Consider the following 20,971-nt stretch of genomic DNA (forward strand, 5'->3'; position numbering starts at 1 on the left):
GGCGGGCCGCGGGGGGGGGGGGGCCCGGCGGCCGTGGCTGAGGGCCTCGACCGCCCGCATCCGCCCGGCCCGCAGGGCGGGCACCACCGCGGCGACGCCGACGAGCACGAGCGCCCCGCCGGCCACCGCGAGGTCGACCCACAGCGGGATCGACGGTTCCGGCCCGCCGAACGCGTCGGACTGGTCGGCGAGGACCGGTACGGCCAGCAGGTTGCCGAGCAGCACGCCGAGCCCGACGCCGGCGGCGGCCGGGACCAGCGTCTGGCCGACGTAGGCCGTCACCACCCGCGCCGGGGTGAACCCGAGGGCCTTCAGCACTCCGATCCGCCACCGCGCGGCCCCGACGGCCCCGCTGACCACGACCCCGATGATCAGCGTCGACATCGCGAGCCCCAGGCCGCCGAAGGCCGCGACGAACGGCACGTAGGCCGCGGTCTCGGCGTTCGCCTCGCGCCGCAGGTCCAGGTAGGAGCGCGCCCCGGTCAGCGCGCCGGCCGGCAGCGCCGCCTCGACGGCGGCGCGCCCGGCGCGGATCTGGGCGTCGGTGTCGGCGGCGTCGAACCGGTAGAGCATCTGGTAGCCGGCCGGCGCCCCGGCCTCCGTCAGCGCGGCGAGCTGCGCCGGCGTCACCCAGCCGTCGGCGGTCCGGCTGGTCGACCGGGCCAGCCCCACCACCGTCAGCGTCGGCCCGCCCGCCAGCCCCTGGACCTCCAGCCGGGTACCAAGCGCCGGCCGGAACCCGTAGTCGGCGTCGAGGACGATCTCGCCGGCCCGGGTCGGCCACGCGCCGCGGACGAGGGAGACCTGGTCGACCAGCCCGTCGTCGGCGTCCCGGCCGACGAGGTTCATCGGCGGCAGCTCCAGGCCGGCGGGAGGCCCAGTAGCACCGGGAGCCCCGCCGGGCCCGGACGCGCCGGGCCCGGGCGCGGCGACCCGCGGGCGCACCGTCGTGGACGGGAACGGCCCGGCCGCCGCCTCGACGCCCGCGAGCGCGGCGGTCGCGGTGAGCTGGGCCGGCGTCGCCGCCGTCGCGTCGACGTCGGCGGTCAGGTGCGCGCCGCGCTGCTGCGCGAAGGCGCGGTCGAACGGCGCGCTCGACGCGACGAGCAGGCCGGCGGCCAGCAGCGAAGCGGTCACCGCCGTCAGCACCGTGAGCACGAGCACCGCGGTCCGGGCCCGGCGCCGCCCGAGCCCGCCGAGCACCACCTTCCGGGTCGCCCTCGCGCGGGCAGCCCCTTGCCGGTGCCGCCGCTCTCCCGCCGCGCCCGGGTCCTCCGGCGCGAGGCTCGCCGGCACCCGGCCCCGCGGCTCCTGGCTCGACTGTCCCTGACTCGGCGGCCGCTGGCTCGGCGGGCCCTGGATCGATGGTCCGTGGCTCACCGGGCCACCGCCCCGTCCCGGACGGCCGCCGTGTCCCGGACGACCGCGCCGTCGACCAGCTCGACCGTCCGGCTGGCGCACGCCCGCGCGAGCGCGGCGTCGTGGGTGACGAGCAGGATCGTGAGGCCGTCGCGGTTCAGCTCCGTCAACAGCTCCTGGACGTCGCGGCCGGCGGCGGAGTCGAGGGCGCCGGTCGGCTCGTCGGCCAGCAGCAGCGCCGGGCGGTTCATCAGCGCGCGGGCGAGGGCGACCCGCTGCCGCTCGCCGCCGGACAGCCGGCCCGGGTAGGCGCCGGCGTGCCGGCCGACGCCGAGGTAGCCGAGCAGGTCGGCGGCCCGCGCGCGGGCCGAGGCGCGCGGCATCCCGGCGAGCTGGGCCGGCAGCAGCACGTTGTCGAGGACCGTCAGGTCGTCGAGCAGGTTGAAGAACTGGAAGACCATGCCGACGGTGGCCTGCCGGTACCGGGCCGACGCGGCCTCGCTCATCCGGTCCACGCGGGCGCCGTCGACGGTGACGCTGCCCGCCGTCGGCCGGTCCAGCCCGCCGACCATGTTGAGCAGGGTTGACTTGCCGCTGCCGGACGGGCCGACGATCGCGACGGCCTCGCCGGCGCGCACCGTCAGCGACACGTCGACGAGCGCCGGCGCGCCGGCGGCATAGGACTTGCTGACCTGCCGGATCTCGACGACGGGCACGCCGCCGGGGTCGTTGGGCCTGTTCGGGGCAGGGCTGGTGGATGCGGTCACGTCGTTGTCCTCCGCGGTGTCGACGGAATGGGGCCGGCGAGGCGCCGGCTGCCCTGGTGCCGCCGGCCTGGCCGTGGGTGTGCTCGTGGGGTGGCCATGGGTGTGCCGAGCGCCGGGCGGAACGGGACGCTAGGCCCGGACGAGCGGCCGGCGCGTCGCCCGCCGGGGCGAGGTCCACTCGTCCGCCGGGGCGATCCGCGCGCGTGTCATTCCGTGGATGTACGCGGACGAGGTACGCCGGCCGCGGTGGTGGTCCGGGAGAGGGACGTCGATCGCCAGCGGCCTTGCGACACTGGGACCGTGACCCGGGCTACGACCACACCCCGCCGGCGCGGCCGCCCGGCGCGGTGGCGCGGTGGCGAGCCCGGGTGGATCCGCCGCGCGGCGCGGCAGGTCCGGGGGCTGTGGGCCGGCGAGGGCCCGGGCCGCGCCGCGCGCGAGGACTCGGCCCGGCTGTCGGCGTGGGCGTGGGCGGCCGACGCGGTGCTCGCGTTCGTCCTGGCGGCGGCGATGGTGGTCGCCGCGCTTGACGGCGGCAGCCTGGTGGTCCCACGGTTCGCGTCCGAACACTCAGACGCGCCGGCGCCGCCAGAGCGGCTCGAGGTGCCGCGCGCTCCGAGCGAGCCGGGCCTGCCCGACGCCACCGCCGGCGACGCGCGTGACCCAGCCGACCGCGGCCAGGGCCTCGGCGTCCTGGAGCCTCCCGATCCCGCCGATCCCGCCGATCCCCCCGACCCCGCGGACAGGACCGACGTCTGCGACGGCCTGGTCATCGCCGACGTCCCGCGGCAGGTCGTCTGCGGCCCGTCCGGGGAAGGGGTCGCGACCTGGCAGCTGGTGCTGGCGGCGCTGGTCGCGATGCCGCTGGTAGCGCGTCGATGGCGACCGCTCGCGGCCTACTGGGCCGTGTTCATCGCGATCGTGCTCTTCCACCAGGGCGCCCGGATCGACGACGCGATTCCGTTCACGTTCGGCGCGCTGTTGGTCGCCGCCTACAGCGCCGCCGTGTACAGCCCGCACCGGGCGCTCGCGGTGGTGAGCCTGCTGGTGGGTGCCGGGCAGGTCCTCGCGTTGCCGGATGAGAACCTGCCCGACTTCCGGCCGGTCTACGTGCCGTTCGTCGCCCTGGTGTCACTGGGGCTGGTAGCGAACGCGATCCACCTGCGTCAGCAGCGAGCGCGGGTGGTGGCGGCAGAGCAGGTGACAGCCAGCCGGCGGGCCGTCGAGCAGGAACGGGCGCGCATCGCGCGCGAGCTGCACGACGTCGTCACCCACAACGTCAGCGTCATGGTGATCCAGGCCGGCGCCGCCCGGATGGTGCTCGACCACTCGCCCGAGCAGGCCCGCGCGGCCATGCTCGCGGTCGAGCGCGGCGGCCGCGCCGCGATGACCGAGCTGCGCCACGTGATGGGGCTGCTCACGATGCCCGGCTCGGATCCGGCGGCGGACGGCGGACCGGTACCGGACCCGGACGCGGCAATGGACCTGAGCGCGCCGGCGCGGCGGTCGGCGGGCGTCCCGGCCCCCGCCGCCGGCCCGAGCCCGGCGACGCGCGAGGACGCCGGGGCGACCGGCGGGCGCGGGGCGGCCACCGGCCCGGCCGCGGGCCGCTCGTGGACCGGCGACGGCCCGGCGAGTGGTGACGGCCCGCCGGACGGAGGCGGGGGGACCCGTCCTGACTCCGGGGTGGTGGGCGTCGGTCCCGTGGCGGCGGACGAGCTCACTCCGCAGCCCGGTCTGGGCCAGCTGCCGGCGCTGGCCAGCCGGCTGCGGGCGGCGGGCGTCGACGTCGAGCTGACCACCACCGGCGCGCCGGTGTCGCTGCCCGCCGGCATGGATCTCGCGGCCTACCGGGTGGCTCAGGAGGCGCTGACCAACGCGGTCAAGCACGCGGCGGGCGCGCGGGTCCGGATCGGTGTCGATTTCCTGCCCGCCGCGGTGCGGATCGAGGTGACCGACACCGGGGGCTGGTCCACGGTCGCCGCCGCGTCCGGGAGCGGGTCCGGGCTGGTCGGCCTACGCGAACGCCTCGCCGTCTACAACGGCTCGTTGTGGGTGGGACGGCGCCCGATGGGCGGATTCGGCGTCCGGGCGGTGATTCCTCTCGAGGACGCGCCGCTCTCGCTGGAGGATGCGCCACCATGGTATTGATCATCTGTGCTGCCGCTGCGCAGGACGCGCCATGAGGCGGGCGGAGCCGTGACCGGGATGCCTGGGGACGACGGGGCGATGCCGCGCCCGCGAGTCGTGATCGCCGACGACCAGGCCCTGGTCCGCGCCGGGTTCTCGATGATCCTCGCCGCCGGCGGGATCGAGGTCGTCGCCGAGGCCGCGGACGGCGCGCGGGCCGTCGAAGCCGTCCGCCGGACCCGCCCGGACGTCGTGCTGATGGACATCCGGATGCCGGAGCTCGACGGGCTGGAGGCGGCCCGGCGCATCCTGGCCGCCGGCGGCGAGGCCACCCCCCGGGTGATCATGCTGACCACGTTCGATCTCGACCGGTACGTGTACGCGGCGCTGACGGCCGGGGCGAGCGGCTTCCTCCTCAAGGACGTCGCCCCCGAGCAGCTCGTCGCCGCGGTCCGCCTCGTGCGCGCCGGCGACGCGCTGCTCGCCCCGACCATCACCCGTCGCCTCGTCGAGCGGTTCGCCTCCCGCGACCACCCGGCGGCCGCGGCCATCCACCGCGACCTCGCCGCGCTCACCCCCCGCGAGCTGGAGGTGCTGCGGCTGCTGGCGACGGGGCGGAGCAACGCGGAGCTCGCCGCGCACTTCCAGCTCTCCGAGGCGACCGTGAAGACCCACGTGGCCCGGATCCTGGCCAAGCTCCGGCTGCGCGACCGCGCCCAGGCCGTCGTCGTGGCCTACGAGACGGGCCTCGTCACCCCGGGCGCCGCGGAGGCGCGCGGACCGTAGGCGGGCGGGACCGTAGGCGGGCGGGACCGGCTTTCAGATCCAGCCGCGGCCGCGGGCGAGCTGAACGGCCTCGTGCCGGTTGACGGCACCCAGCTTGGCCGCGGCCGACGAGAGGTAGTTGCGCACCGTGCCACGCGACAGCGACACCCGCGCCGCGATCTCCTCCACCGGCGCGCCGCCGGCGGCGAGCTCCAGCACCTCGGCCTCCCGTGGCGTCAGCGGGCTGTCCCCGGCCGCGATGGCCTCGGCGGCCAGCTCCGGGTCCACGTACCGGCCGCCGCCGTGCACCAGGCGCACCACGTCGGCGAGCACCTGCCCGGACACGGTCTTCGGCAGGAAGCCGCGCGCCCCGGCGGCGAGCGCCCGCTTGAGATAGCCGGGCCGCGCGTGGCTCGTCACGATCACGCTGGCGCACGTGGGCAGGTCGACGCGCAGCGTCTCGGTGACCGCGATGCCGTCCAGGCCGGGCATCTGCAGGTCGAGCAGCGCGACGTCGGGGCGGTGGAGCCGTCCCATCGCCAGCGCCTCCGGCCCGGACGCCGCCTGCGCGACGACCGCGAGGTCGTCCTCCATGGACAGCAGCACCGCCAGGGCGCCGCGGATGAGGTTCTCGTCATCGGCGAGCAGTACCTTGATCACGATCCGGCCTCCGGCACGCCGGCGGCGGCCGGCGCGGGCGGCGCGGGCGGCACGGGCGGCACGGGCGGCGGTGTCCCGACCGGGGCCGTGCCTTCCGCCGCGTCGATGGGAAGCCGCGCCTCCAGGACGAAGCAGCCACCCGGCTTCCGGGTCACGGTGAGAACGCCGCCCAGGCCGGCGAGCCGCTCCTCGAGACCGGCGAGGCCGCTGCCCGCCCCGGGAACGGTGGCCGAGCCGTCCCGCCTGGTGGTGGCCGCCCCGACCGGCGGCAGGCCGTCGTTGGTGATCCGCAGCACCGCGGTGCGCGCGCGACCGGGGCCGCCACGCACGTCGAGGTCGCGCACGTCGAGGTCGATGGTGCAGGTGGTGGCCTCGCTGTGATGGATCACGTTGGTGGTCGCCTCCCGGACGACCCATCCCAGGGTGGCCTGCGCGGAGGCCGGCAGGGCCCCGTCACCGCCGTCCCGGCCCACCTCGCCGATGACCCGGCAGGCCACGCCGGCCGAGCGCAACAGCGACCGGGCGCCCGCGAGCTCCGCGCCGAGGTCGGCCCGGCGGTAACCGTCGACCACCGCGCGCATCTCCCGCAGCGAGTCGTGGGCCACCTGGCGGACCTCCAGCATCCGCTCCACCGCCGCGGCGTCGCCGCGGGTGGCCAGGCGCGCGGCGAGCTCGCTCTGGACCGCCATCAGCGAAAGGTTGTGACCGAGGACGTCGTGCAGGTCCCGGGCGAACCGCAGCCGTTCCTCCGCCACGGCGAGGCTCGCGTGGGCCGCCCGCGACCGGTCGATCTCCCAGACCACACCCAGCATCCAGGTCGAGACCCGGTAGCTGATCGCCACAAGCAGGATCGTGTAACCGTAGAACGCGCCTGCCTGGACCGCCGCCGTGCCCGGTGCCTCGTCGGGCTCCGAGGCTCCGGCCCAGACAATCGCGACCAGCCCTCCGGCGGCGACGGCGCCCAGCAGCACGCAGCCGAGCAGCGCCGGTGTCCGCAACAGCGGCGCGACCGCGCCGGTCAGCGCGCCACCGGCGATCAACGCCATGGTGAGCGAGACGGGGACGCCGTCGCCGGGATCGGCGGTGAACCCGGGGACGGCGGCACCCACCGCGACCACCGCGACGGCGCCGCCGGCGGCCACGGCGACCAGCCGGGCCGGCGGCCGCGGCCCGCCCAGGTGGGCCGCGAGCCCGGCCCGCAGCAGCGCGACACAGGCCACGGCATGCAGCGCGGACACCGCCAGCAGGCTCGCGGCCAACTCCCAGGCACCCGCCCGGGAGTTGGCCGCGAGCAGCACCAGCACCGGCTCGGCGGCCGAGAACAGATAGAGCGGCCACCGGACCATGACGTCCATGCGCTCCGCGCTGCTCCGCGCGCGCCACCACCGCCACCACCGGGTCATGGAGTCCACACTGGCACGGCCGGCACGCCCCGGGACGGTCGAACACGATCTTCCCGAGGCGTGCCGGCGCGGCGGTCGGTCACTGGCGTGGTTCCCAGCGGAACCACCGCCGCGCCGCCCAGCCGGCCGCGCCCGCCCACGCCACCAGCACCAGGGTCGGCACCGCCGCCGCGCCGAACGAACCGGCGAAGTCCACGACGCGCCCGTCGGTGGTGGTCCCGGTCAGGCCGAGTCGCATCAGGTCGACCACCGGGGTGAGCGGCAGGAGCCGGGCGACGGACTCCCACGGCCCCGCCAGGTCGTCCAGCGGAACGAACAACCCGCACAGGGCCAGCGGTACCAGCAGCACCGGCATGGTCGTCACCTGCGCCAGCTCGACGCTGGGGGTCACCGCCGTGCTCAGCGCGGCCAGCAGCGCGAACACGACCGTGCCGAGCCCGATGGCTACCGCCACCAGCAGCGGGTTCACCGGCACGCCCAGATCGAACAGCGCCGCCGTGGTCACGGCCGTCACCGCTATCTGCGCCCAGGCCACCGCGACGGCCGGCGCCGCCGTCCCGGCCAGGATCTCGAGGTCACTGGCCTCGCCGGCCCGCAGCCGCTTGAGTACCAGGTCCTCACGCCGGGCAACCAGCGTGGTGACGAGGTTGTAGTAGACGGCGGCCAGGAGCACGATCGCCGTCAACGCGGTGAGCGCGGCCGCGCCGAGCCCGGCGAACTGGCCCTCCGTGTCCGAGGCCGACATGATCAGTGGTAGCAGGCTCACCGGGGTCGCGAGCGCGATGAGCAGCGCCACGACGTTGCGCCGGAGCAGCACCGCCTCGGCCTTCCCCAGCGACCTGATCCGCCGCGCCGCGCCGGCGGCGGCCGGCCCTGGAACCGGGCCCGCCAGCCCGGTTCCGCCGCTCACGCCGACATCCTTTCCGGCCGCCGCGCCCGCGTCGCCCAGGCCGGCTGGGCTGACCGGGCCGCTAGGCCCGGCTGTCCGAACTCGTCGTCGGAGGTCTCCTCGGACCGGGCCACGGCGAGAAAGGCCTCTTCCAGCGACGCGGACCGGGCGTTGAGGTTGTGCAGGCGGATCCCGTGCCGGTCTGCCCAGGCCAGCAGGACGGCGAGCGTCCGCTGGAGGTCCGCGGTGGTCAGCAGGACGGCGCGGCCACTCCCGCAACCGCCCCCGCCACCGTCACCGCCGCCACCGCCACCACCGTCGCTCCCGCCGTCACCACCGCCACCCCCGCCATCGCCCCCCTTGCCTCCCTTGCCCTTGCCTTTCCGCCGGCCGAGCCACGCCTCGGCCGGGTGCAGCTGGGTGCCAGGCAGTTCCGGGAGCCCTACGGGGAGTTCGGCGTCCAGCTCGAACGAGATCCGGGCTGGCTGCGACGCGACCACCTCGGCCGGCGTGCCGGTGTGCGCGACCCGGCCCCGATGCATGATCGCCAGCTGGTCCGCCAGCGCCTCGGCCTCCTCGAGGTAGTGGGTGGTGAGCACCACCGTGGTTCCCGCCGCGAGCAGGTTCCCGATCCCGGCCCAGGTCGCGCGGCGGCTCTCCGGGTCCAGCCCGGTCGTCGGCTCGTCGAGGAACAGCACCTCGGGGCGGCCGAGGACGGCCATCGCCAGGTCGAGCCGGCGCCGCTCTCCTCCGGAGAGCTGGCGGATGCGGACCGATGCCCGGTCGTGCATGCCGGCGAGCTCGAGCGCCTCGGTGACCGGGCGCGGCGACGTCAGCGTGCCGGCCCATGCCAGGGCCGCCTCCCGGACCGTCAGGTCGGCGGGAAACGCCCCGGCCTGGAGCATGATCCCGATCCTGGACCGGACCAGGCGGCGGTCTCGGAACGGGTCGCGCCCGAGCACCCTGACGGTGCCGGCGCTCGGCCTGGCGAGGCCCTCGAGCACCTCGAGAGTGGAGGTCTTGCCGGCGCCGTTCGTCCCGAGCAACGCGAACAGCTCGCCTCGGCGTACCGAGAACGCGATCCCCCGGACCGCGTCGTGGCCACGCCTGCCCGCCGTGCCGTAGCGGCGCCAGAGATCCGTGACGGTGATGACGCTGGTGTCTTCTTCCATGACAATCAGCATCCGGCCACGCTGGCGTCACGAACGGTGACGCCGTCACCAGATTCGCTGAGCCGTACCCGGTTCGCGCATGACAAATGTCAGCGACGGCCCTTGTCGGTCACGACCCTGTCGGCCACGACCCGGGCTCACGGCTCCGCCGAGACCAGCCAGTCGCCGACCTTGCCCAGCACGTCCGTGTCGTAGTCGCCGCCGACCAGGCGGCCCAGGTCGGCGATCGACACCTCGCGGAGCGCGGCCCGCCAGGCCCGGTCGGCCACGGCCATGGTGCGGGCGATCGCGCACGGCGCGGTGCACGCCTCCGGCGGGCTGGCCAGCGGGCCCCGCTGCCGGATCTCCGTGCACACGAACGTCGACTGGGTCCCCTCGACGGCCTCGACCACGTCGAGGACCGTGATGTCCTCCGGCGGGCGAGTCAGCACGTACCCGCCGGACTTGCCCTGCACCGACTGCACCAGGTCCGCGCGGGACAGTGCCTGCAGCTGCTTGGCCAGGTAGGTCGCCGAGACCCCGTGCAACTGGGCCAGGCGCGCCGCCGGCACCGGTCCGGTCGCCGCCGTCAGCACCACGCAGCAGTGCAGCGCCGCCTCGACGCCGCCGGACAACTTCACCTGTCCAGGGTAGCGACGGGGCTTGACTCGGACAACATATGTCCGAGTAAGGTAACGCGGACACACTGGATCCGAGTTAGAAGGCGAGACAGCCTCATGAAGATCGCAATCATGGGTACCGGGCTCATCGGCTCCCAGGTCGCGCGCAAGCTCGCGGCGGCGGGCCACGACGTCGGCGCGCACTCGCTGTCCACCGGGGTCAACCTGCTCACCGGGGAGGGGCTCGACGACGCGCTGCGCGGCGCCGAGGTCGTGGTGGACCTGACCAACTCCCCGACCTTCGACGACGCCTCGGTGGACTTCTTCCGCTCCTCGGTCACCCATCTGCTGGCCGCCGCGGAGAAGGCGGGCGTCCGGCACGTCGTCGCCCTGTCCATCGTCGGCGTCGACCAGGCGCCCGACGTCGTCTACTACCGGGCCAAGACGCTGCAGGAGGACCTGATCAAGGCAGGGCCGATCCCCTACACGATCGTGCGCGCCACCCAGTTCATGGAGTTCGTCCCGAGCGTGCTCGGCTGGACCACCGACGGCGACGTCGTGCGCCTGCCGGCCACGCCGATCCAGCCCATCGCCTCCGCCGAGGTCGCCGACGCCGTCGCCGAGGCCGCCGCCGGCGCCCCGCTGGGCGGCACCCGTGACGTAGGTGGGCCCGAGGTCTTCCCCCTCGACGAGCTGGGCCGCATCACCCTGGCCGCGACCGGCGACGGCCGCTCCGTCGTCACCGACGCCACCGCGGGCATGTTCGCGGCCTTCAAGGGCGACATGCTCACGACGGGCGAGGGCGCGCACCTCGCCACCACCCACTACCGCGACTGGCTGCGGTCCCGCTGACCCACCGCGACGACGTGACCCGCGCACCGCGGCCGTCGCGCCCCGCCGGCACCGTCCCTGAGGCGCGTCCCGTGGATCTTCGGCCGTGTCCTAGGCAGCTGGGCCGAACAGGACGGGCAGCGAGGTCGGGGAGCGGAACACCTGGCCGTGGATGTGCGGGTCGTCGCCGTCGGGGTCGAGGCGCAGGCCGGGGAGCCGGTCGAGCAGGGTGTTGAGCGCGACGCGCATCTCGAGCCGGGCGAGGTGCATGCCGAGGCAGATGTGGACGCCGTGGCCGAAGGAGATGTGCTGGCGTCCCGCGCGGAAGATGTCGAAGCGGTCCGGGTCGGGGTTGCGTTCGGCTTCCCGGTTGGCCGAGCCGAGCATCGGCATGACCGCGGACCCGGCGGGGATGGGCACGCCGGACAGCTCGGTGTCGCGGGTGGCGACCCTGGTGATCGACAGCAGTGGCGGCTCCCAGCGGACGGCCTCTTCGATGGCCCGCGGGATGAGCGAGCGGTCGGCGCGCACGGCGGCCAGCTGGTCGGGGTGCGACAGGAGGCCGAACAGCAGGCTGCCGGTCGAGCGGTAGGTGGTCTCGACGCCGGCGGGCAGCAGCAGGCGCAGGAACGAGAAGATCTCCTCGTCGCCGAGCCGTTCGCCGTCGAGTTCCGCCGCGGCGAGGTCGCTGATGAGGTCGTCGCGGGATTCGGCGCGCCGGGCGGCGAGGATCTGGGCGAAGTACTGCCTGAGGGCCTCCGCGGCGGCGAGGCCTCGATCCCGGTTGGTCAGGATGCTCAACAACGAGATCGACCAACGTTGGAACCGCGGGTAGTCCTCACGGGGCAGGCCGAGCAGGCTCGCGATGATCTGCGTGGGGTACGGGAAGGTGAACTGGCGGACCAGGTCGGCCCGACCGTCGGCGGCGAACCGGTCGACGAGCTCGTTCGCGACCCGGTCGACGAGGTCGTGTTCCCGGTGGGCCATCGCCTTCTGCGTGAACGCCCGGGCGACCAACGCGCGGTGGCGACGGTGCTCGGGCTCGTCCATCCCGAGCATGACGGCCCGGCCGAAGGCCTCGCCGAAGAAGTCGAGGATGATCGACGAGGAGAACGTCTCGTTGTCCCGCAGCACGCGGGCGACGTCGTCGTACCGGTAGACGAAGAAGATGGGCTTGTTCTCGTCGTGTGGCATGTCGGACAGGTCGAGCCGTTGGACCGGCTCCTCGCGCCGCATCCGCGCGAGTTCCGGATAGGGGTCTCGGACGTCGCCAGCGATGGCGTCGTCGAAGCTACCGAAATCCTCGAGGTCGTCGTACAGCTGCATTCCTGGTCTCCTTCAGCCGGCCGGGCAGGCGACGGACGTGCTCACGAGGTACTGGTCGAAGCCGGTCTCGGCCACGGCGAGCGGGACCGGCGAGATGTCAGCCATGACGTTCGTTCTCTGCCGAGGGCGGCGTGACGGTCAGGAGCCGGCACGGGTGGTCACGCAGGGTGTTGGGGCGTGGGAGGCCAATGGCCCTGCCCATGAGGACGCGGAAGATCCGGTCCGGCAGCAGGCGGCTGGCCGCCAGCAGCACGCGGGCGTCTCCGCCGACCGGATGGCGGGCGAACGGGGCGCGGTCGCGCAGTGCCTTCGCGAGTCCTGGCGGGAACTTCTCCGGCGGGTTCGCGGAGCGCAGGACGCGGCGGCCCGCGCTCGCCAACCGGGCGTGGTGCTCGCCGTATGGCCCCTCGAGGTCGGCATGGCTGGGGGTCGACTCCAGGGATGTGTCGAACGTGCCGGTCACGAGGACGGTGACGCCGAGGCCGAAGGGGGCGATCTCCTCGGCGAGGGCCTGCGCCCACCGCTCGAGGGCGCCCTTGGACGAGGAGTAGGCGCTGGTCGTGGGCATTCCCCGGACGCCGGCCTGGCTGGAGATCACGACGATGCGGCCGCGGCCGGCGCCGCGCATGGCCGGCAGCAGTTCCCGGGTGAGGTGGACCGGCCCGAAGAGGTTGGTGGAGTAGAGCTGCCGCCAGACGCTGACCGGCATCTCCTCGACGCAGCCGACGGCGATGTAGGCGGCGTTGTGCACGACGGCGTCGGGGGCTCCGACGGTCTTCTCGATGGTCCTGGCGGCGTCGGTGATCGACGCCGGGTCGTCGAGATCCAGGCGGATCCCGGTCAGGCGGGGGTCGTCGGGCGCGGCGGCGGTGGCCTCCCGCAGCCGCGCCAGTCCCACATCGGGCGAGCGCATGGCCGCGAGAACGTGCCACCCCTGTCGGTGCAGGTAGGCGGCGGAGGCGAGTCCGAGCCCGCGGGACGCGCCCGTGATGACGACGCTGCGCGGCCTTGCCGTCGAGGGTTCAGCCATCGCTGTCCTCACAGCGGCCGCCGTCGGTGGGTGGGTCCGCGTCGGGGCGTCCGGACTGGGCGCTGGGCCAGCCGGACCAGATCCCCTCGAAGTAGGGGCCGGGCTGCCCGGCCCTCTCGTAGAAGCCGTTGGGGTCGTAGACCCTCGCCTCGGGATAGGGATAGGGGCAGGCCACGGCGGTGGCGGCCTTCGTCGTCCGGATGATGGCGAAGCCGGCGCCGTAGGCGAGGTAGGCGACGTTCAGGACCACGAACATCACCGCGAAGGTGCCCAGGGCCGGGCGGCGGCCGAGCAGGCGCAGCCGGTGGGCCAGTTTCTCGGCCTGGGTACGGCCCGTGTCGTCCCGGTACACCAGGAGGCCCGCGGGGATCATCACCAGGGTGATCAGCGTCGACTCCCACAGCAGCGGGAACTGGTAGGGCTTGCCCGGCCACAGGGAGCCGAACGGGATCACCTGCGAGTAGATGTACAGCCCGGTGCGGACGCAGAAGACCTCGAGGATGGCGTCATAGATGAACCCGATGACGAAAATCAGCCCACCCAGGCAGACGAGTGGGTGGCGTGAGACGAACGCGTCGGGCGACCGGCGGGCCTGGAGGCGGCGCAGGATCCAGATGCCGGGGAAGTACGGCCCGGCGTAGAACGTCAGGTAGGAAAGGACGATGAACGGCTCGACCGTGGGCGAGAGCGACACCAGCGGCCAGTTCTCTGGCCAGTGCGTGATCTGGGGGTTGTACACCGCGTACGGCGCCCAGTTCATGACCGGGTCCAGCCAGACGATCCCCGTGCAGGCGAGCAGCATCAGCAGTACCGGGTGCTTGGGATATCTCCGCCAGTAGAGCACCATCGCGACCGCGACGGCGACGACCGTGAGGACCCAGCCCGCCTCGTGCATGACGATCCAGTCGGACTTCCCGAACAGGAACTCCACCGGCCGGGGGGCGCCCTCCACGTCCGGGTTGGCGATCCGGTCCTCGACCGCCCCGCGGCGCGCGTTGTACAGGACGCCGATGATCGCGACGTTCAGCAGGAGGCCGCCCAGTATCAGCGCCAGTGGGAACCGCGAGCCCGCTACGCGGGGGGCCGCCGCCTGCGTGGGCGGAGACACGATGTTCGTCATCGCTCAGTCCTGACCGAAGCGATCGACGAGATACGACGTAACGCCGTCCGGGTCCAGCCGGCGCGCCACCAGGTAGCCGGCGCCCATCCAGCCCCGGCGGGCCCAGTTCCCGAAGGAGATCCGGGTTCCGGCGCTCCGACCGCGGCGGGCAGCATCTTCACCCGCTCCAGGGCCTCCTTGCCGCCGCGCGGGGTCATCTGATCGGCTCCGCCGAGCCCTCGTAGGACATCTCGTTTCCCTTCTGGTGGGCGCCCTCGCGGGTGGCCGGTGTTTTCTGGTCCCGAAGGTGCCGGGCCAGAGCGGGGGTGGCCGGATCGGCCGGTCGACGGTCTAGGCGCTGCCCGGGGCCAGGTTCTCGCCGAGATAGGCGTCGATCATCTGGACCAGGCCGGCGGTCACCACCGGGTCGTCCGTGAGCGGGCCGGCGACGGCGGCGCGGGCCGCCGCGCGGGGCGCCAGCCCTTCGGAGACCAGCCGCCCGGCGGTGATGAGCACCCGGGTCGACGCCACCTCACGCAGACCCGGTGTCTCGAGGCGTCGGATCGCCTGGCCGAGCGTCACCAGCCCGGCGGCCGTGTCGGGGTCGACTCCGGCCTCGTGCGCGACGATCTTCTCCTCGACGTCCGGCGGCGGGAAGCCGAGCTCGATGGCGACCAGGCGCTGGCGGGTCGAGTCCTTGAGGTCCTTGAGAACGCTCTGGTACCCCGGGTTGTAGGAGACGACGAGGCAGAAGCCCGGCGCGGCGTCGACGGTCAGCCCGAGGCGGTCGATCGGGAGCTGGCGACGGTGGTCCGCCAGCGGATGGAGCACCACGGTGGTGTCCTGGCGGGCCTCGACGACCTCGTCGAGATAGCAGATCGCGCCCTCGCGCACGGCCCGCGTCAGCGGGCCGTCTACCCACTCGGTCTCCCCGCCACGCAGCAGGAACCGCCCCACCAGGTCGGCGGTCGTCAGGTCGTCGTGACAGGCCACGGTGACCAGCGGGCGGTCCAGGTCGTACGCCATCGCCTGGACGAAGCGGGTCTTCCCGCATCCTGTCGGCCCCTTGAGAACGACGGGGAGGCCCTGGCGGAACGCCGCCGTGAAGACCTGCTCCTCGTTGCCGACTGGCACGTAGTAGGGCCGTTGGGCGCGCCCCATGCCGGACTCCTCTCCACTGCGCTGGTTGATGGGGGAGCCGCGGCCAGGAAGGCGCTACGACGCACGGCGCGCCGTCTCGGCCGAACGCAGCGCCGAGCGGAACAGCGGCCCGACGACCTGGCTCAGCTGGCCGGGCCGGGGCACGATCGCATGGGCCGCGGCCCCGAACACCCGCCGCAGCGCCGCGGCGTCCGTGCTCGCGCCGACGCTGAGGCACACGGCACCGACTCCGCGCCGGCGAGCCTCCGCGAGCGCGCGCCGGGCGTCGGCCTCGCCGTACTGGCGCTCGTAGCCGTGGTCGTAGGCGAAGCCGTCGGACAGCACGACGAGCAGCCGCCGCGACGTGCCACCCCGGTCGGCCAGCACGGACGTGCCGTGGCGGATGGCGGCGCCGAGCCGGGTGTACCCGCCGGGCGTCAGGCCCCCCAGGCGCCGTAGCACCCGGGCGTCGAAGGCGTCGTCGAAGTACTTCACCGGCTCGAGGTGGACGGCCGACCTGCCCTGGGAGCGGAAGGAGTACAGCGCGACGCGATCCCCGAGGTCGTACAGCGCGCCCAGGACAGCCCCGGCCGCGGCACGCTGGTGCTCGTGCACCGTCGCGCCCGCGGCACCAGGCTCGGCCGTCGAGCCGGAGCAGTCGAGCAGGACGAGGACCGCCAGATCACGACGGCGACGGAGCCTGTCGACGTAGACGGCCTCGTCCGGGGTCGAGCCGGCCAGCATCTCGACGCGCGCCTCGACCATCGCGTCGAGGTCGAGGTCGTCGCCCCGCGGCTGGCGCGGGCAGGCCTCCAGACCGACGCCGAGGCGGGCGAGCGGCCGGCGCAGGGCGTCGCCGTTCGGCGTCGCCATCGGGGCGTCCTCCTGGGAACGCGGCGGCACCTCCCGCACGGTGCACCAGTCCAGCCGGTAACGCCGCTGGTGGACATCCCACTCGGGATACCGCCACCCCTGGCCGCGGACGTCGGCGAGCGCGGTGATCGGAGCAGCCATCCCGATCCCGTACGCCGCGGCGCGACCACCCCGGGCCCCGGCCCTGGTCCGATGCGTCGCCGTGTCCGCGCCGGCGGGTCCCCGGCCTCCGGACGAGCGCGCCGCCCCGAACATCCGCTGGAGCAGCCGGCCAAGCGGGCCACCACCACCCACAGGACTCGCGAGCAGAGGCAGGGCGACACCGGCCTCGAGGTCGTCCTCCGCGAGCTCGGCGAGCTCGTCCGGGCTTCGCTGTCGTCGCGCGGCGATGTGACCGCTCGGCACATCGGCCTCGCCGCGCCCGCCCGACGCGAGCACGCGCCGCGGGTGGATCGCTCCGAAGCTCTCGGGCGGGTCAGGCACCGCCTCCCGGCTCCGGGCCACGGCCAACGACGCCGCCGCCGGACCGCCGCGCGCGGCGACCCCCCGGTCGATGAGCGACCGCGCCGCCGGCGGAAGCAGATCCTCGTTCGCCGCCAGAGCCCGATGGCCCTCGACGGCGAGGTACCGCGCCGCGAGCGCCGGGCGCCGCGCGAGCTCCCGGAGAAGACCCGGCGCCAGGCTCCCGGCGGCCAGCAGCGACGCCTGCACGGCAAGGGCCTCGAGTTGGCGGCCCTGGCTGGCGGCGGCCTCGAGGAAGACCGTGGCCCCGTCCGTCCAGGCCCGCTCCCCCGGGTCGGCCGGCGCCACCCGCAGCGCGCGGCCGGAGAGGGCGCAGGCCAACAGGCCCAGACGCCCCAACTCGTCATCCACGCCGCCCCTCCCTCACGGCGCCGCGGACGCCGTTCCTGTTCGGCCTCCCGCTTCGGCCCCCGCCGGGCAGGAAGGGACGACGCCGCTCGATGCCTCGCTGGAGGCACGCGTAGCGCGCCCCGGTCGTCACGCGTGCGCCTCGGCCACTGACACGACGAGCCTCCGTCCCAGCCACCGTCCAGCTAGCCTAAAAGTTGTTCCGCAACGTAGAGCTCCACACCAACGCCGTCAACCATTCATCCTGGCACTACCGACTGCGACACAAACAGGACAGGAGGTACATCCTCCCTGCTAGAAAGGCGGTAAACCTGGGTACTTGTGAGAGCAAGTTCTGGCCGGCGAGCCGCCAAGACCAGCTACCGCCAGCGTTGACCTAATAGTTGTCCCGAGACATATCGTCCGGCCGGCGGACTCCCGATCGCGCGGCCGAACAGGGCCCGAGGAAGATCGGCGACGGCGGTACCGGGCACCGGCGTCCCTGTTCAGTACCGTCGTCGCGAGGAAAGGTCGTCGAAGGAGTGGACGTGTCGAACGACGGGGCGCGCAGGGCCGAGATCCTCGACGCGGCCGCGACGCTGTTCGCCTCGACCGGGGTGCGCACGACCCTCAAGGACGTCGCCGACGCGTGCGGGATCCTCCCCGGCAGCCTCTACCACCACTTCGAGTCCAAAGAAGCGATCATCGTCGAGCTGGTCAGGCGTTACCAGACCGCGCTCGACGACGTCGCCCACGCGGCCCTGGAGGAACTGGGGCGGCCGAGCGCGCGACCGCCCGCCGAGATCATCGTCTCGCTGGGCGAGGCGATCGCGGCCTGCGCGATCCGGCACCGCGCCGCGTTGCTGCTCTCGTTCTACGAACCGCCGGCCGGATCCAGCGAGGAACTGGTCCAGCTCGCCGCGCGGACGCCGACACTGATCCAGACCGCCACGCGCGAGGCGTTGCGCGCGGGCCGGGAAAGGGGCTACCTCCGGCCCGGTGTCGATCTGGCGATGCTGGCCGACCGGCTGTGCCAGAGCATGCTGCACGTCGGCATCGGCGTCTCCCACCGCACCGCCGGCGGGAACCGCATGGCGGCCATCAGGTGCCGGATCCTGCTCGACGGCCTCGCGGTCAGCCCGCCGCCCGACGACGCACTGGAACAGTCACCCGCCTTCCTCGCGGCCAACAAGGTGGTCGCCACCTGGGACGAGGACGACGACGGCGTCGACGAGCGCGACCGCGAAGGGCTGATCCGCGCCACCGCCCGCGCCGAGTTCGCACGCCGCGGCTACGAGGCCACCACCGTCCGGGACATCGCGGCGGCGGCCGGTCTGAGCACCGGCAGCGTCTACCGGGTCATCGAGTCCAAGGAACGCCTCCTGATCTCGATCATGGCCTCCTACGTCGCGACCGTGACCGCCGGCTGGCGCGCCGTGCTCCGGTCACCCTCGACCGCCGTCGAGAAACTCGACGCCCTCATGTGGTTCGACATCAACCTCATGGACCAGTTCAGCGAGGAGTTCAAGATCCAGTTCGCGGGACTTCGCGAGTCGCCGCCCGACAGCCCCGACCTGACCTGGACGTTCCCGACCCAGCTACGCCAGGTCAAGACCCTGCTGGCCGAAGGCATCCGCGCCGGCGACCTCCACCTGGAAGGCGCCTCCGCGGACATACGCGCACGGTGCCTGTTCGGCGTGATCTGGATGCCGCAGAACATCGTGCACGGTGCCGGCGCCCGCGCCGCGCTCGCGCTGTCCCGCGACACCGTGCTCCGCGGTGCCAGCGACCGTTCCGCGGCGAACCGCGAGCCCTTCAGCCACGCCAGGACCGGGGGCTGATCACCAGCCCGCCGGCGGGAATCGCGGGAACCGCCAGGAACGGCGGGCACGGAGGAGTCCGACCCAGCCACTCCCGGCCGCGGCTCGAGCCGAGTCGCTCCGGCGTCAGCGGCCAATGTCGTGGTCGCCGGCCTTGACCAGCCCGCTCTCATAGGCGAAGACCACCACCTGGGCGCGGTCGCGCAGGCCGAGCTTGGTGAGGATGCTCGACACGTGCGACTTCACGGTCGCCGGCCCGATGAACAGCTCCTGGGCGATCTCGGAGTTGCTGGCCCCCCTGGCGACGGCGGCGACCACGTCACGCTCGCGGTCCGTGAGCCGTGCCAGCCTGCGCGCCGCGGCCGAGCCCGCGGTGCCGCGCGCGGCGAACTGGCCGATGAGGCGCCGGGTAACCGACGGCGCCAGCAGCGCGCCGCCATCGGCCACGGTACGCACGGCCTCCGCGAGCCGGTCGGCGGGGATGTCCTTAAGCACGAAGGCACTCGCACCGGCGCGCAGCGCCCGGTAGACATACTCGTCCGGGTCGAAGGTCGTCAGGATCAGCACCCGCACCGCCCAGTCGGCCTCGGCAAGGATCCTGGAGGTCGCCTCGAGGCCGTCCATCCGCGGCATCCGGATGTCCATAAGGATGACGTCGGGCCGGTGCCGGCGGGCCGCCTCGATCGCCTCGTGCCCGTCGCCGGCCTCGGCCACGACCTCGATGTCACTGTGTACCCGCAGGACCATGCTCAGGCCGCCGCGCACCAGCGCCTGGTCGTCTACCACGACGACGCGGATCGTCATAGCGGCGGTTCCCCCTCGATCGGCAGCCGGGCCACCACACGGAATCCCCCGCCCGGCAGCGGGCCCGCGTCGAGGCTCCCACCGAGCAGGAGCGCGCGCTCTCGCATCCCGACGATCCCGTGGCCTTCCGGGCCCTCGTGGCCGGCGACGCGCGGACCGGCCGGCGCCGCGGCGCCGCGTCCGCCGTCACGGACCTCGACGACCATGACACGCCGTTCGGCCCGCAGCCGCACCTCGGCGTGGATACCGGGGCCGGCGTGCTTGAGCACGTTGGTCAGGGCCTCCTGGACGATGCGGTAGGCGAACAGATCCAGGCGGGCCGGGATCTCGGCCGGCAGCCCGTCGGCCGTGACCGCGACCTCCACGCCCGCCTGACGGATCTGCGCGACGAGCTGGGAGAGGTCCGCGAGGCCGGGCTGCGGGCGCAGGCCGTCGGGCTCGGCCTTCGGCCGCAGGACGCCGAGCAGATGACGCAGCTCCTGCAGGGCGTGCCGGCCCGCCTCCTCCACGGCGGCCATGGCCGCCAGCGCGGCCCGCGGGTCCTCGGCCGCGACCGCCCGTGCCCCGCTCGCCTGCACCGTCATGAGGCTCACCTGGTGGGCGACGACGTCATGGAGTTCCCGGGCGATGCGGGTGCGCTCCTCGGCGACGATCCGCTGGGCCTCGGCTGCCCGCTCCCGGCGCAGCTGTCCGGCGCGCTCCTGGCGTAGCCGCAGCCGCCGCCCCACATACCAGACCCCCGTCATGAAGACGCAGCCGAGGACCGTCGTCTGCCACCAAGGGCCCGAGGCAGGCACGCAGGCGACGGTGACGACGCCGATCGCCACGGCGATGGCGACACCGTCCCACCAGTGCGCGGCGGCGTGCCGCCCCAGGCTGTACAGCGCGATCATCGTCGGCCAGCCGACGTGCCCGTCCAGCGCACTCTCCGCGGTGGCCGCGACCAGCAGGACCCAGGCCGCCAGCGCGACCCCCAGCACGGCCAGGGGCGCGCGCCGGCGCCAGCACAGCGCGGCGCTGGCGGCGGCGAGGACCGGCAGGGTCGGGACGGAGACGTCCGCCGGGTGACGCAGGACGAGCGAGTCACCGGGACCGTCCATCACGAAGACCGTGACCAGGAAGACCAAGGCCGCGAGGACGGCGTCGGCGGCGCGTGGCCGGCGGGCGAACGGGCCCCGTAGCCGGCGGCCGCCGGCCGCGCCGTCTGGCCAGGCGGCCAGCGTCGTGTGGTTCGCCATCGTTCCTCGGTGAGACGGCCGGTGACCCGGAGCGATTCGTCCGGGACGTCTCGTCCGCGAACACCGCCCACCGTACGCACGGCCGGCTGCGTGGTCGCCCGCCCCGCGCCGGAGCCGGTCTCCGTCTGGAGGCGGAGAGACGACCGCCCCTACACGGCCGCGGGGGGGGGGGGGGGGGGGGGGGGCCGCGCGGGGGGGCGCCCCCCCCCCCCGCGCC

General features: G+C 74.4%; 18 protein-coding genes and 1 pseudogene. 4 read left to right on the forward strand and 15 right to left on the reverse strand.

The annotated features are described in order from the left end of the window. Both I6A81_RS45535 and I6A81_RS12930 read right to left on the reverse strand, forming a co-directional pair. A partial coding sequence (locus I6A81_RS45535) for an FtsX-like permease family protein (protein ID WP_307874637.1) occupies positions 1-1,380 on the reverse strand: 1,380 nt, incomplete at its 3' end. Further along, entirely contained in the window at positions 1,377-2,126 is a 750-nt protein-coding gene (locus I6A81_RS12930) for an ABC transporter ATP-binding protein (RefSeq protein WP_307874638.1), read from the reverse strand. The genes I6A81_RS45535 and I6A81_RS12930, both read right to left, overlap by 4 nt. Positions 2,127-2,426: 300 nt before the next feature. On the opposite strand from I6A81_RS12930, the gene I6A81_RS43310 reads away from it, so the two are divergent. Further along, positions 2,427-4,277, forward strand: coding sequence for a sensor histidine kinase (locus tag I6A81_RS43310; RefSeq protein ID WP_307874639.1), 1,851 nt, complete (start codon positions 2,427-2,429; stop codon positions 4,275-4,277). A gap of 78 nt (positions 4,278-4,355) precedes the next feature. Next, on the forward strand, positions 4,356-5,042 hold the full coding sequence (locus I6A81_RS12940) for a response regulator (protein ID WP_203005682.1): 687 nt from the start codon (positions 4,356-4,358) through the stop codon (positions 5,040-5,042). Between the two features lie 33 nt (positions 5,043-5,075). Here I6A81_RS12940 and I6A81_RS12945 read toward each other — a convergent pair whose 3' ends face one another. From I6A81_RS12945 to I6A81_RS12965, 5 genes are all read right to left on the reverse strand, one after another. After that, entirely contained in the window at positions 5,076-5,681 is a 606-nt protein-coding gene (locus I6A81_RS12945) for a response regulator transcription factor (RefSeq protein ID WP_203005681.1), read from the reverse strand. Next, positions 5,678-7,036: a sensor histidine kinase gene (locus I6A81_RS12950; RefSeq protein ID WP_238430130.1), complete on the reverse strand. Its 1,359-nt coding sequence runs from the start codon at positions 7,034-7,036 to the stop codon at positions 5,678-5,680. The genes I6A81_RS12945 and I6A81_RS12950 overlap by 4 nt, the downstream gene beginning before the upstream one ends. 127 nt (positions 7,037-7,163) lie before the next feature. Beyond that, on the reverse strand, positions 7,164-7,994 hold the full coding sequence (locus I6A81_RS12955) for an ABC transporter permease (protein WP_203005680.1): 831 nt from the start codon (positions 7,992-7,994) through the stop codon (positions 7,164-7,166). Continuing rightward, a complete protein-coding gene (locus I6A81_RS12960) occupies positions 7,991-9,157 on the reverse strand; it encodes an ABC transporter ATP-binding protein (RefSeq protein ID WP_203005679.1) in 1,167 nt (388 codons plus the stop codon). The genes I6A81_RS12955 and I6A81_RS12960 overlap by 4 nt, the downstream gene beginning before the upstream one ends. A gap of 125 nt (positions 9,158-9,282) precedes the next feature. Next, a complete protein-coding gene (locus tag I6A81_RS12965) occupies positions 9,283-9,765 on the reverse strand; it encodes an RrF2 family transcriptional regulator (RefSeq protein WP_203005678.1) in 483 nt (160 codons plus the stop codon). Between the two features lie 96 nt (positions 9,766-9,861). Here I6A81_RS12965 and I6A81_RS12970 point away from each other — a divergent pair, with 96 nt between their 5' ends. Next, positions 9,862-10,596 carry an SDR family oxidoreductase gene (locus I6A81_RS12970; RefSeq protein ID WP_203005677.1) on the forward strand — a complete coding sequence of 245 codons (735 nt, stop codon included), beginning with the start codon at positions 9,862-9,864 and terminating at the stop codon, positions 10,594-10,596. 90 nt (positions 10,597-10,686) lie between these two features. Here the strand turns inward: I6A81_RS12970 and I6A81_RS12975 are convergent, their stop codons facing one another. The 6 genes and pseudogenes from I6A81_RS12975 to I6A81_RS12995 all read right to left on the reverse strand — a co-directional run bounded on the left by I6A81_RS12975 (position 10,687) and on the right by I6A81_RS12995 (position 16,916). Continuing rightward, positions 10,687-11,901, reverse strand: a complete 1,215-nt coding sequence (locus I6A81_RS12975) for a cytochrome P450 (protein WP_203005676.1) — start codon at positions 11,899-11,901, stop codon at positions 10,687-10,689. Positions 11,902-11,998: 97 nt separating this feature from the next. Then, complete coding sequence (locus tag I6A81_RS12980; protein ID WP_203005675.1) at positions 11,999-12,931, reverse strand: SDR family oxidoreductase; 933 nt, start codon at positions 12,929-12,931, stop codon at positions 11,999-12,001. Beyond that, entirely contained in the window at positions 12,924-14,051 is a 1,128-nt protein-coding gene (locus I6A81_RS12985) for a spirocyclase AveC family protein (protein ID WP_203005674.1), read from the reverse strand. Before I6A81_RS12985 ends, I6A81_RS12980 begins: the two co-directional genes overlap by 8 nt. A gap of 3 nt (positions 14,052-14,054) precedes the next feature. After that, positions 14,055-14,248, reverse strand: a pseudogene (locus tag I6A81_RS46140) (ABC transporter substrate-binding protein); the annotation flags it as partial. 133 nt (positions 14,249-14,381) lie between these two features. Beyond that, on the reverse strand, positions 14,382-15,191 hold the full coding sequence (locus I6A81_RS12990) for a CbbQ/NirQ/NorQ/GpvN family protein (RefSeq protein ID WP_203005673.1): 810 nt from the start codon (positions 15,189-15,191) through the stop codon (positions 14,382-14,384). A 54-nt stretch (positions 15,192-15,245) separates the two neighbouring features. Then, positions 15,246-16,916 (reverse strand): nitric oxide reductase activation protein NorD, encoded by a 1,671-nt coding sequence (locus I6A81_RS12995; RefSeq protein ID WP_203005672.1) that lies wholly within the window; start codon positions 16,914-16,916, stop codon positions 15,246-15,248. Between the two features lie 524 nt (positions 16,917-17,440). On the opposite strand from I6A81_RS12995, the gene I6A81_RS13000 reads away from it, so the two are divergent. Continuing rightward, on the forward strand, positions 17,441-18,733 hold the full coding sequence (locus I6A81_RS13000) for a TetR/AcrR family transcriptional regulator (protein ID WP_203005671.1): 1,293 nt from the start codon (positions 17,441-17,443) through the stop codon (positions 18,731-18,733). Positions 18,734-18,838: 105 nt separating this feature from the next. On the opposite strand, the gene I6A81_RS13005 is transcribed toward I6A81_RS13000, so the two are convergent. Both I6A81_RS13005 and I6A81_RS13010 read right to left on the reverse strand, forming a co-directional pair. Beyond that, positions 18,839-19,516: a response regulator transcription factor gene (locus I6A81_RS13005; RefSeq protein WP_203005670.1), complete on the reverse strand. Its 678-nt coding sequence runs from the start codon at positions 19,514-19,516 to the stop codon at positions 18,839-18,841. Beyond that, positions 19,513-20,754 carry a sensor histidine kinase gene (locus tag I6A81_RS13010; protein WP_203005669.1) on the reverse strand — a complete coding sequence of 414 codons (1,242 nt, stop codon included), beginning with the start codon at positions 20,752-20,754 and terminating at the stop codon, positions 19,513-19,515. The genes I6A81_RS13005 and I6A81_RS13010 overlap by 4 nt, the downstream gene beginning before the upstream one ends. Positions 20,755-20,971: the final 217 nt, after the last annotated feature.

Source organism: Frankia nepalensis (assembly GCF_016786325.1).
Classification (GTDB): Bacteria; Actinomycetota; Actinomycetes; order Frankiales; family Frankiaceae; genus Pseudofrankia; species Pseudofrankia nepalensis.

Bases quoted from the DNA above. Each gene is read 5' to 3' on its own strand.
- I6A81_RS12985 (WP_203005674.1), bottom strand. From the start codon at position 14,051: ATGACGAACATCGTGTCTCCGCCCACGCAGGCGGCGGCCCCCCGCGTA.
- I6A81_RS13005 (WP_203005670.1), bottom strand. From the start codon at position 19,516: ATGACGATCCGCGTCGTCGTGGTAGACGACCAGGCGCTGGTGCGCGGC.
- I6A81_RS12980 (WP_203005675.1), bottom strand. From the start codon at position 12,931: ATGGCTGAACCCTCGACGGCAAGGCCGCGCAGCGTCGTCATCACGGGC.
- I6A81_RS12940 (WP_203005682.1), top strand. From the start codon at position 4,356: ATGCCGCGCCCGCGAGTCGTGATCGCCGACGACCAGGCCCTGGTCCGC.
- I6A81_RS12960 (WP_203005679.1), bottom strand. From the start codon at position 9,157: ATGCTGATTGTCATGGAAGAAGACACCAGCGTCATCACCGTCACGGAT.
- I6A81_RS12975 (WP_203005676.1), bottom strand. From the start codon at position 11,901: ATGCAGCTGTACGACGACCTCGAGGATTTCGGTAGCTTCGACGACGCC.
- I6A81_RS12950 (WP_238430130.1), bottom strand. From the start codon at position 7,036: ATGGACGTCATGGTCCGGTGGCCGCTCTATCTGTTCTCGGCCGCCGAG.
- I6A81_RS13010 (WP_203005669.1), bottom strand. From the start codon at position 20,754: ATGGCGAACCACACGACGCTGGCCGCCTGGCCAGACGGCGCGGCCGGC.
- I6A81_RS12970 (WP_203005677.1), top strand. From the start codon at position 9,862: ATGAAGATCGCAATCATGGGTACCGGGCTCATCGGCTCCCAGGTCGCG.
- I6A81_RS12990 (WP_203005673.1), bottom strand. From the start codon at position 15,191: ATGGGGCGCGCCCAACGGCCCTACTACGTGCCAGTCGGCAACGAGGAG.